Source organism: Halobacteriovorax sp. (genome assembly GCF_041587335.1).
Lineage (GTDB): Bacteria > Bdellovibrionota > Bacteriovoracia > Bacteriovoracales > Bacteriovoracaceae > Halobacteriovorax.
On sequence record NZ_JBFGYP010000100.1, the window covers coordinates 1 to 11,718 of the forward strand.

General features: G+C 34.0%; 7 protein-coding genes. 2 read left to right on the top strand and 5 right to left on the bottom strand.

Features of this window, described 5'->3' with window-relative positions:
• On the top strand, positions 1-208 hold a 208-nt coding region (locus ABX784_RS12490; RefSeq protein WP_372655384.1), incomplete at its 5' end, for a hypothetical protein.
• Positions 209-289: 81 nt separating this feature from the next.
• On the opposite strand, the gene ABX784_RS12495 is transcribed toward ABX784_RS12490, so the two are convergent.
• From ABX784_RS12495 to ABX784_RS12505, 3 genes are all read right to left on the bottom strand, one after another.
• Positions 290-1,567, bottom strand: a complete 1,278-nt coding sequence (locus tag ABX784_RS12495) for an acetyl-CoA hydrolase/transferase family protein (protein ID WP_372655385.1) — start codon at positions 1,565-1,567, stop codon at positions 290-292.
• A 31-nt stretch (positions 1,568-1,598) separates the two neighbouring features.
• Positions 1,599-4,808 (bottom strand): efflux RND transporter permease subunit, encoded by a 3,210-nt coding sequence (locus ABX784_RS12500; protein ID WP_372655386.1) that lies wholly within the window; start codon positions 4,806-4,808, stop codon positions 1,599-1,601.
• A 78-nt stretch (positions 4,809-4,886) separates the two neighbouring features.
• Positions 4,887-6,446 carry an NAD(P)/FAD-dependent oxidoreductase gene (locus tag ABX784_RS12505; RefSeq protein WP_372655387.1) on the bottom strand — a complete coding sequence of 520 codons (1,560 nt, stop codon included), beginning with the start codon at positions 6,444-6,446 and terminating at the stop codon, positions 4,887-4,889.
• 81 nt (positions 6,447-6,527) lie between these two features.
• On the opposite strand from ABX784_RS12505, the gene ABX784_RS12510 reads away from it, so the two are divergent.
• Entirely contained in the window at positions 6,528-7,775 is a 1,248-nt protein-coding gene (locus tag ABX784_RS12510) for a nicotinamide-nucleotide amidohydrolase family protein (protein WP_372655388.1), read from the top strand.
• On the opposite strand, the gene ABX784_RS12515 is transcribed toward ABX784_RS12510, so the two are convergent.
• Together ABX784_RS12515 and ABX784_RS12520 are read right to left on the bottom strand one after the other, a co-directional pair.
• The gene (locus tag ABX784_RS12515) at positions 7,772-8,926 is read right to left on the bottom strand and encodes a hypothetical protein (RefSeq protein WP_372655389.1); all 1,155 of its coding nucleotides are present in this window, start codon (positions 8,924-8,926) and stop codon (positions 7,772-7,774) included. The two genes, ABX784_RS12510 and ABX784_RS12515, sit on opposite strands and share 4 nt — an antisense overlap.
• Before the next feature lie 244 nt (positions 8,927-9,170).
• The gene (locus tag ABX784_RS12520) at positions 9,171-11,285 is read right to left on the bottom strand and encodes a BspA family leucine-rich repeat surface protein (protein WP_372655390.1); all 2,115 of its coding nucleotides are present in this window, start codon (positions 11,283-11,285) and stop codon (positions 9,171-9,173) included.
• Positions 11,286-11,718: the final 433 nt, after the last annotated feature.

Below are 11,718 nucleotides of genomic sequence, written 5' to 3' on the forward strand. Positions count from 1 at the left end.
GCAAATATTAAAAGCAGGTAATCTTGGAGATTCTAGAAATAGAGTTGTAAATGCATCTGATGTAATTAAGAAAGATTTTATCGAGATGAAAGATGGTGAAATCTACTACCCTGAAGAGATTGAATATGTTTTCCAAGTAAAAGGTGGAACAAAGTTTAAAGCACCGAAGGAAGATGAAAGAGCTCCTCAGGATAATGATTCAAACTAATTATAAAACTTCAATTTATTTTGAAGTCACCCCTAACCTCAAAAAAAGGCCCAATTTAAATTGGGTCTTTTTTATTAAGATTCAAAGATGTTGTTTTATATCAAACCACTCTCTATCTAGCCTTTCCCTGTCATCTGGATGAGAAATAGAGATAAGGGACTTTGCCCTTTCATTTAAAGAGAGACCTCGCAGGTTTGCAATTCCATTCTCGGTAACTATATAATCAGCATGGGCCCTAGTTGTTACTACTCCTGAACCATACTTTAATCGTGACACAATTTTAGACTGACCTTTTCGAGCACGGCTATTAATTGCAATAATTGCTTTTCCACTTTTAGAGAGAAAAGCTCCTCGCATAAAGTCCATTTGTCCACCAACACCAGAAATAATTCTATTACCAATTGAATCAGCACAAATTTGTCCTGTTAAATCAATCTCAACAGCACTATTAATAGCACATGTCTTATCATTAAGTTTAACATTTGCAGGATTGTTAACATAATCCGATGTTCTTAAAAGCACATTTTCATTATCATCAACAAACTCATGTAACTCTTTATCACCCACTAAAAAACACGCAACAGATTTACCAGGAATTATCTGCTTAAACTTATTAGTAATAGTACCATTCTTTATCAAGTCCATAGCACCATTAGTCCACATCTCACTATGAAGACCTAAGTCCTTATGGCCTGTTAGGGACTTAAGAACAGCATTAGGAATATTTCCGATCCCACATTGGATTGTAGACCTATCTTCGACAAGAGAAGCAATTAGCTCACCAATTCGCATCTCATCATCTGTGAACAATTCACATCGATCAGAATATAAGATCTCGTCACTCTCTATAAAATAGTCTATTTCTGTAAGGTGAAAAGATCCATCTCCGTGAACTCTAGGCATATTTGGATTGATTTGTGCGATAACAATTTTTGCATGATCAACTGCAGACTTTGTAACGTCTACAGATGTTCCAAGAGTAACATATCCATGTTTATCTGGAGGTGACACTTGAATAATACAAATATCTATAGGACAATTTCCATTAGCAAATAAGATAGGAATTTCAGAAAGAAAACAAGGTATATAGTCAACTGTCTCAAAATCAAAATGTTTCCTTAGGTTATCACCTACAAAGAAGCACTTAAACTTTACCTTTCCATCAAGTTTATGAATCTCTTCATCAAGTATTCCGTGAGTATGAAGGTGGTATAAAGAAATACCACTCAATCTATCATCAATACATCTCTCTAATAGCTTTTTTACAAAAAGCTTTGGTGTAGCATCAGCTCCATGAATAAATAAGCTCGATCCATTATCAATGACATCTAAAACATCTTCTATCGTACTTATTTTCATGATAATCCTCTATATCCATTTATTGAGATAACTATTGAATCTGATGCTCACTAGGAGTATCAATTTTTTCATAATTAGGAGTTACTACATTATCACTAACTTGGGATTGTGAGAATTCAAGCGATGCTTCTTCTGTAAAATAACCTTTAAAATATTTAATTCTCTTTAATAATGACCATGAATCTCTTTGAATTTCTAAGAGAGATGGAAGAGCAAAAAGAGTTAATCCTGTTGCAAAAAGAAGACCCCACCCCATTGATAGTGCTAGAGGTCTAGTAAAACCACTGTCGCCACCTAATCCATAGGCCATAGGAAATACACCACCTAAAGTAGTTATAGAAGTCAGTATGATTGCTCTGAATCTACTTACAGCCCCATCTTTTATATCTTCTCTGGTAAGATTCCATATTCTCTTCTTTTTACCGTTAATTGTCGTCACCATAATAAGAGAATCGTTAACAACAACGCCGGCCATTCCCATTACACCAACCATTCCCATGACATCGATTGGAAGAGAATGAAAATAGAAGGCCCATACAATTCCAATCAATCCAAATGGTATTGCAAGACCAATGATAATAGGTTGAACAAAAGACTTCAAAATTAGAGCTAGAACAAAGATAATGAGAAAGATACAAGTTATCATCATTGTTCCCATTGCCTTAGAATTTTTCGATTCTTGAAGATCTGCGTCTTCAAGAGCAAAACTTACGCCAGGTACTAATGTTTTGATCTCTGGAAATTTATCTTTTACTAGTTCCTCAATCTTTTCTTTTTTTAGAATTTGTTCATCATATGTTAAATCAAAATTAAGTGCTCTCTTACCATTTACATGTTCGATACTTTTAAGAGATTTTACTGTTTTCCACTCTCCTAGTTTTTCCAACTTAACGATTTGACCATTTCCAAGGTTAATAGAAAGATCGTTGAGTTGTTCAAAAGAGAGTTTCTTACCGTCCTCGAAATAACCATAGATATTTATAACTTCACCGTTATGTCTAAATTCTTTTATGTGCCTTTTTCTGACGAATCCCTGAACTTTTGAGCTTAGATCTATTGGAGTCATCCCATAACTGTAGAGAGACTCTTTATTAGGCTCAAACATCCAAGTAGTAGCGATAAGATCAGGATCAATATAGACGTCTTTAATACCTTCTATTTTAGAAAATATCAGCTTTACTTTAGAGATGACTTCTTCATCTCTAATATTTCCTTCAACAAAGCTAGATAATTTAAAAGTATTTTCTTTTTTATCTTCGTAACCTTCTTTTTCAGACTTAAGACTAAGGATTTCAAAATTTGAAGATTTGAGGGCAGAGATCTGCTCTTCAACAAGTTTCATTATCTCTTCTTTGTGTTCAACTGCAAGATCGTCTACCTGAGAAAATCGAATACTTATTCCAGCATATTTATAACCAACTTGCTCAACCCCATTATACCAGTTACGTCCAAGTTGAGAAGTGATGTAAGAATACTTTGCTTTATCGATAGTACCTAAAAAATCATGAAGGGGCTTTAATTGTTCTTGTGTATCCTTTAAAGATGAGGACTCTTTAAGGACAACATCAATCTTTATTCTTTCACTTCCAATTCTAAGATTAAACTTAAAAGGAACTTTTTCTTTAGTTAACACAAATGTTCCAACAAGTGAACCTACAAGAAACAGAAGGACTAAGTATCTCCATTTTAAGGAGAAAGAAAGAGCAGAACTATAAAGTCGTGTTAGCTTGTTGAAAAATGAGAATTTTTTATGCTTTATAGGCTTCTTTACAAAATGAGCCAAGTGATTTGGTAAAATAAAGAAACACTCAAATAAACTCATTGCGAGTGCTGCAATAACAACCCATGGAATAGCTAATAGAATATCAGCCAAGCTTGATTTTGAAAAAAGGATTGGAGCAAAAGCTATTACTGTAGTAATGACAGTACCAAAGATTGGAAGCATAGTTTCTAGAGATGAGTCTATTGCCGCCTGTCTTGGGGAACTACCGGTTTCGAGCTTTTGCATATAAAGCTCAGATACAATAATTGCATCATCAACAAGAATTCCCACAATTAAAAGCATCCCTACAACAGAAATTAGGTCAATATTAATCCCTAATAACTTAAGGACTGTGAATGTCGCAAGATAAGACAACGGCAAACCAAAACTTGTCATTAATGAACTCTTAATACCAAAAAAGACAAATAAGATTAATATTACAAGTATCCCACCCATGACTCCATTTAAATTTAGTACCTTTAACTGCTTTTGAATAAACGATGGCCCATCACCTGTAAGTATAATACTTATCCCCTCAGGAGAATTTTCATTGAGCTTTATTAACTCTTTCTCTAAGTCTTCCTTCATAGTGATAATATCAGAATCAACATCTTTAAATAAGACAAGAACAGCTGCTGGGCTCCCATTAGTAAAACCTACTGTTTCTTTTTCTACTATTTTGTATTCAACAGAAGCAATATCTTTAACTCTTAAAATATTACCACTAGCATTTGCATTTATAATTGTTTCTTCAATATCTTTTACACCGGCGACATCATTCTCTATTTCAACGCTAACATCAGTACCATTTTTGGTAATAGTTCCCAAAGGCAAAAAAGCAAATCGTTTTACAATATTGTTAGTTAGCTCGTTTAGTTCTATTTGATAACGTGCAAGCTTTTCTTGATCAAATTTTATGTAAATTTGTGGTCTAGAAGTCCAATTAGATATCTCAACTACCCCATTAATCTTTGTCAGTGATTTTTCTGTATCACTTAACCACTTCTGGTGTTTCGGGCTATTTTCATTAAAGTTTAAAACAGAGAGCGTAGTGAACCAAAAGCGAGAAATTTTATGATTAGTAACAGTGAGGTTCTCTGTTTCTGTAGGAAGATTTCTCTCAAGATTAAGTACTATTGAGTCAACTTTCTCATAAAGATCATCTATCTCATCTTCTTCAATTGTGTCTTTTAATCTTAGACTAATGCTCATTGAGCTTGGAGAAGAAGTTGAGACTAACTTATCGACGCCAGAGAGAGATTTAATTGCATCTTCTATTGGGGTTGTAAGGTATTGTTCCACTTGATAAGGTGTAGCCCCTGGAAGTGAAGCTGAAACACTTATTCTCTTATCTTTCCATTGTGGAATTAGATCTCTTTGCATTGAAAAGAAAGAAATCAAACCAATAACAATCATACTCAGACTAAGAGTGTTTACAACAAAGCTATTGTCGACAAAATAAGCAACTATTCTCTTCACAAGATCTCCCTAATTGAAAGCCATAAACTATCAATTAAGAGTATTGGAAGACAAGCTAACTGAAAGATTTTTCATACTTTATTTTGGAATATATTCTTTCTCAGTAAAAATCATACTCATCGCGATTCTTACACCATCAACAGCAGCAGAAGTAATTCCTCCAGCGTGCCCAGCTCCTTCTCCACAAGGAAAAAGTCCCTTATGCGAAACAGACTCTAACGTCTCTCTGTCCCTCAATATTGTCACAGGTGCAGATGTTCTTGTCTCAGGAGCAAGTAAGAGTGCATTTTTGGATACAAATCCACTCATTCTCTCATCAAATTGAAGAAGAGCATCTCTTAAGTGGTTAGTTATAAACTCAGGAAGAATTGTACTTAATTGAGCTTCCACAATCCCAGATGGGGTAGATGTTTTTGGTAGTGCTGTTTTTCCTATGTTTCCGTCGAGAAAATCCCTTAGAGTTTGAGAAGGAAGTTCTTTACCAGAGGCCAACTCAGTTGAAACTTCAAATGCTTTCTTCTCAATATTTCTCTGGAAGTCTAATCCGTTTAAAACTTTATCTGTTTTAAAGTCGACTCCTCCCTTAACTGAAACAACGAGTGCTGAATTTGACCATCTTGAGTTTCGAGCATAATTACTCATTCCATTTACAACGATTCCGTCAGAGTCTGTACCGGACGAAAGAACATACCCCCCTGGACACATACAGAAACTATAGGTTCCTTTATGAGTAGATTTATTCTCATAACTAAGTCTATATCTAGCTGCACCAAGGTAACTACCAGCAAAGTCACCGTATTGAATTTTATCTATTAGCTCTCTAGGGTGTTCAATTCGTACTCCTACAGAAAAATCTTTTGGTGCCATAGTCACAGAGTTATCTTCTAAATGTTTATACATCTCTTTTGCAGAGTGACCTGTAGCAAGAACAACTTTATCAGAATGCAGAGTTCTTCCATCACTAAGCTTTACGCCAGTAACACTATCCCCTTCATACACAAGCTCATCAACTCTTGTGTTATAGTATATCTCGCACCCAGACTCTATAAGAGAGTCACTTATTTTATTAATTAACATTCTTATTTTATTAGAGCCAAGATGAGGGTTAGAAACATATGCCGTTTCCTCTGGCGCTCCAAAATCGACAAGTCTATTCATCACATATTGTACATATGGGGACTTAACTCTAGTGATTAACTTTCCATCACTAAATAATCCAGCTCCTCCCTCACCGTAGCAAACATTATTCTCTGTATTAAACTCTCCATATCGCCAATAACGAGCAATATGCTTCATCCTTTTATGTGCACGCTCCCCTCTCTCAATTAAAATCGAAGGTATTCCATACTCAGCAAGTCGAAGAGCACAAAATAGTCCACCAGGACCAGCTCCTATAATAATAGGCTTACTTCTAAATTCACCAAGATCTTTAAATTCTTCAGTTTTCCCTGAGAATTTCTCACCTTGATGAATAATTTCAACATTGTAGTTATAGCGGGGTCTTTTCCCTCTATTAGATCCCCTAGCATCTAGGGCCTTAGACAATATTCTATAGTCCTCCATCTTTGGATGACGTTTATTTAGGTAATTTTCTACATCCTCTTCAAAATCGAGGACAAACTGTATTCTTTTAGACATATCTTCTCTTATCATTAACTTTTCTTACTGTCGGGTTGAGAGTATAATTTATAGTATAAATCAACGTTTTTAGGAAGTTATATGAACTGCGCTCTATTAATTATTGGCGATGAACTTTTAGCAGGAAGAACAAGAGACCTAAATGGTCACTGGCTCTCCAAATATCTCCCTTCAGTAGGGCTAAAGTTAAAGCAAATAAAAATTATTAACGACAATGAAGCTGAAATTAAGGCCTCAATAGTAGAACTATATGAAACAGTAGATATTATCATCACCAGCGGTGGTCTTGGGCCTACTAAAGACGATATTACTAAGAATACTTTAGCCGAACACTTTCAAAAAGAGCTGATCTTTGATGATAAATCAATTGAGTTAATAAAAAATCTATACGCTAAATTTAATAAAGAGTGGATGCCAAGTAAGAATGCTTACCACTATTATCCAACGGATTTTGAATTACTAGACAATCTTAATGGGTATGCGCCAGGTCTTCTATACAGTAAAAAAGGAAAAACAATCTTAAGTGCACCAGGCGTTCCTAGAGAGTTTAAATCTATGGTAGAAAATACATTTGTTCCTAAACTCAAGGAAATTTACAGTGATGACTCCTTTCAGGTGACTGACCTCTTTTCAATTAGAACCAGAGGCGTTCCAGAGGAAGTTATATTCGGCGAGCTCTGCCCAACTCTATGGGAAGACTTGTCGGAAATTGCAAAAGTAAGCTCACTTCCTAATCTGTTAGGAATCGATATAGTGCTCTATTTTAATCAAGAAGATAGGAATACGACAATTTCAAAGGCAAAGACGATAATAGAGTCTTCACCACTTAAAGATTACGTCTGGCAGTACGGCAATCTAGAACTGGAAGAATTGATAGTTAAAGAAGCACTAGAAAAAAACCTTACCATTGGTTTTGCAGAATCCTGCACCGGAGGACTCACCTCTTCAAAAATTACAGATATACCTGGATCTTCACAAATATTCCATGGATCTATTGTAAGTTACGCTAATTCAGTAAAGACTAATCTATTGAAGGTTAATACATCTACATTAGTTAATTTCGGAGCAGTAAGTGTAGAGAGTGCTAAAGAGATGGCCCTTGGAGCAAGAAATGCTCTGGAGTGCGACATCGCTATTTCATATACCGGAATTGCTGGACCGGGCGGGGGAACTCCTATAAAGCCAGTTGGAACAGTCGGTATTGGCTGGGCAACAAAGAGAGAGAATTCATCAACTCTACTTTACCACAAAGGTGATCGTCTTGGACTAAAAGAGCGTTTCTCAAGAAGTGGATTATTTAAATTACTTGAATTGATAAGAGACCATTAGAAGAATAACTTCATTCTTTCCTTACAAGTTTTCATATCTTTATCGAGTAGTTTTATTAATTCATTTAACTCTTCATTAGAACCACCAAGCTCGATAAATTGGGATTTCGTTTGATCAAGAATCTCTCTTTTTGCAAAACTAAAAAGAGAATTATCTTCCAAGATTGCTCTGACGTAAGTTTTTTTTGTTTTCGCATTTTTTAGCTGAAATATCAGTAAGGGTGCTGACTCACTATCGTAGAATTTAAACATCTTTTTTATCTCTTGAAAGTCTTCCTCTGCCAATTCAAGATTTTCAATTTTACCTATATTCTTTATTAGAAATTCATTTTTAAATTTATCTTTAAATTTAGAGGTATTCCATTTAAAAGATATCCCCTCTCTAAAATAGGATATAGGGTTAGAAGATAATATCTTGAAAAAGCTTTTATCTATATTTTCTAAAATTATGCGCTCCTGCAATATGAGAGACTGTAGTTCATCAATAAGGGCTAAACTTTTTTCAGATAATAATTTTGAATGATCTAAATTTGTAATATTTTGTTTAGTAAATAGGTACTGTCTTCTAAAAGGATTAAATAATTCATAAGAATTCATCCAGTCTAAAAGTATCCACATTTTCTTTTCTTTTGAGTAAACAAGTTGAGATCCGTTAAAATCACCAATAGACTCAAACATAGCGGTACTTTTAGCAAATTGGAACAAAGCTTCTTTAGCTTCAAGTGCTATTGTTTTATCACTTCCATCTACAATATCCTCGAAGAAGGTTGTCATATCAAAAGAAATATCTATAACTTCAGTTAAAATAAAATTCGAATCTATAGGTGTAAACCTTTTTGGTATTGCTACATTATAATGCTCAAGAATAGGATAAAGCTGATTTGTAGAATAGATATAATGAAAATCATTCTTTGGTAACCTAAGAGCATATTCAATACCTTTCTCAATGTTAATAACTGAATAGATATTAGTAGTATTACCGGCTCCAAGAAATCGATTAACCTTTACTTCTAAGTCCTCACTTAATTGAAAAAAAGTTTCACCTGTTAAGACTGTCTTTTTGTACTCAGTAGATAACAATCCACTACTATCAAATACCTCTATCGCGATAGTTTGAAATGAGAATAAAAAAATGACCAACAATAACTTCATAAAATCTCTTTACACCTGATCAAGTTATAAACAACGTCTAAAATTTGACAGTCCTAGACAACTGAATATCAAATAATTACATATCTATTGGTATTATTTAGCAATTTTAATGCCATATTCTACTCTAGGAATATTTGACGAAAGAATAGTCCACAGCTTCACTATAGGTGCCTCACAAACAGATTGAAAGATACAGAAGTAAGATAGATATAAATCACAAACGTTTTATATCTTCCCAAGAAAATTAATTACAATTTTCGCCAAAGAATGTTCCAGTTGCATTCACTCCAGTTCCATCTTGTACAGCGTCTTGATTATTGCAAGCTAGAGTAAGCCCTGCATTTGAGAATTGAAAAATATTCAATGAGTTTGATACAGATGTAATATCCCACGTGCGAAGATTTATACTAACCAAGTCATCAGTCCCATAAAACATAGTTGATAGATCCGAAACTTTAGAAGTGTTAAAGTGAGAGAGATCTAGCGATGTCAATGACTCAGAGTTGAAGAACATAGAGGACATATCTGTAACTTCAGATGTATTGAAACTAGTTAAATCTAAGCTAGTTAACAGATAGTTTCTATTAAACATTCCAGACATAGTTGTAACTTTTGAAGTATTAAATGATGATAGATCTAAACTTGTTAAGCTTGAGCAATTGTAGAACATATCATTCATGTATAATACATTTTCGGCATTTGTGCCACTAGACCAAGTAATAGAAGTAAGCCCTGTAGCATCATAGAACATATTAGACATACTAATCACACTTGAAGTGTTGAAGGAACTTAAATTAAGACTTGTAAGATTAGTGGCATCTCTAAACATATCTGTCATATACATAACACTAGAAGTATTAAAATTTGAAAGATCAAGGGAGCTCATCCCCTTAGCTGATTGAAACATACCAGTCATATTTGTAACACTCGCTGTTGTAAAATTATTCGACCAGTTAGGTTGTTCAGTAAAGTTTGTCCCACGAAACATTTCGGACATATTTTCTACAATTGATGTGTTAAAAGTAGATATATCTAAAGATGATAAACTTGAAACATTCTTAAACATTTCTTTCATAGACTCGACGCTAGAGGTATTAAAGCTAGATAGATCAAGAGCAGTTAACCCAGATGAATTCTTGAACATTTCTTGCATACTATCAACACTTGTCGTATTGAAATTTGATAAATCTAAAGAATTTAGACTAGTCAACCCAGCAAACATCCGTGCCATAGTAGTAACAGAGGAAGTATCGAAACTTGAAACATCGATAGAAGTCAGGCCATTAGTATTGTAAAACATTCCATACATATCAGTTACAGAATCAGTTATTCCTCCATTAAATAATTCTAAATTTGAACAACCATAAAAGGCATAGCGTAGATCTTTCCATCCTAAATTTCCAAAATTATTAACTTCAATAATCTTGTCTTTATCTCCACTATTTGAAAAGGACCATGCCTCCATTGTGCCAGTAATTCTTATTGTATATTCGCCGGCTGAAGCATATGTATGAGAAGGAGGAGTGTCAGTTGTAAGCGTTTCAGTAGCACTACTATCACCCCAGTCTATGACCGCATTGTAGCTATATCCTGCCTTAATAGGTAAAGTGATAGATTCACTTGGAGATGTTGTTTCCCATTTAGATACAAAGGCCTCAGTTGTAATCGACAGTGTTGCTGTTGATGTATTAGAAACTTCTGAGTTTGCCGTAACACTGTAATCAAAACTAGCAGTGCCGAAATAATTTGTAGTCCCTGTCACACCTACAGAACAAGTGCCATTTGTACAACTACATGCCGTACTCTCCACTACATTAGTCAATGAGCTTACACTACATGAAGTTGCTTCATCACTTTCTATATCAGAATAATTAAGAGTGATAATAGATTCAGTATTTTCACTGAATGAAGATGGAGAAATATTATTTGTTACTGGCGCATCATCAACCTGTAATATGTTTACAATTACAACTGAAGAAGTCACAAGTTCACTTCCATTAAAAATAGAATAAGAGAAACCAGCTTCACCTGAAAAATTAGTATCGCCAATAACTTCTACTGTACAAGAGCCACTAATATCACAAGAGCACGCCGTTGATACTGTAATGTCTTGTAGATTAGAAACACTACAACTTGTAGCGATGACATCACTAGAACCTAAATAATCTAGAGAAATAGTAGATGAAGTATCTTCATCCACCTCAACTTTTTTTACAGAACTCCCTCCAGATGATGAAATAATTCGATTCACTTCAAATTCATTAGTACAAGAAGTTATAGATAGGAAAAGAAGTAGAGGTAAAAAGAATAAGCTAGGCTTTTTCAACATAATATCCTTTAAAAATAATTTATCTATCATGAAAAAATCTTCATAATATTATCGCCTAATAAATAAATTACCTTAAGTGCAAAAATTATAATTATTTAACTTCACCTTTAAGTATGAGTATATTTAGATAGTTATCACATTTTTTGAGTTCTATAATAATAGTAAATGAATATTCTTATAAAGCTAAAGTGCAAAAAGTAATAGGCAAATGGCCTTACCTTCCCGACATTACTATCAATGAAATTATCTAAATATAACTTTTTAGTTTAACAACCTACTATTTACCTGCCTCGAATATCTGACAATATTTATCTCATTTAAACTAATTCAAACAACAAAACAGCAACTTAAAGCAACTTGTCGTTCGTTAAAACAGTTCAATATATAATGGAGGATAAACTTACCTATTATCAAGGATTTCTTAGTCCTTTTCTTTAGGTCAGCTTAATTTATTCCGAAGAGA

What these genes read in the sequence shown, in the direction of transcription:
- ABX784_RS12510 (WP_372655388.1), top strand. Translation starts at nt 6,528, where the DNA reads ATGAACTGCGCTCTATTAATTATTGGCGATGAACTTTTAGCAGGAAGA.
- ABX784_RS12515 (WP_372655389.1), bottom strand. Translation starts at nt 8,926, where the DNA reads ATGAAGTTATTGTTGGTCATTTTTTTATTCTCATTTCAAACTATCGCG.
- ABX784_RS12520 (WP_372655390.1), bottom strand. Translation starts at nt 11,285, where the DNA reads ATGATAGATAAATTATTTTTAAAGGATATTATGTTGAAAAAGCCTAGC.
- ABX784_RS12495 (WP_372655385.1), bottom strand. Translation starts at nt 1,567, where the DNA reads ATGAAAATAAGTACGATAGAAGATGTTTTAGATGTCATTGATAATGGA.
- ABX784_RS12505 (WP_372655387.1), bottom strand. Translation starts at nt 6,446, where the DNA reads ATGTCTAAAAGAATACAGTTTGTCCTCGATTTTGAAGAGGATGTAGAA.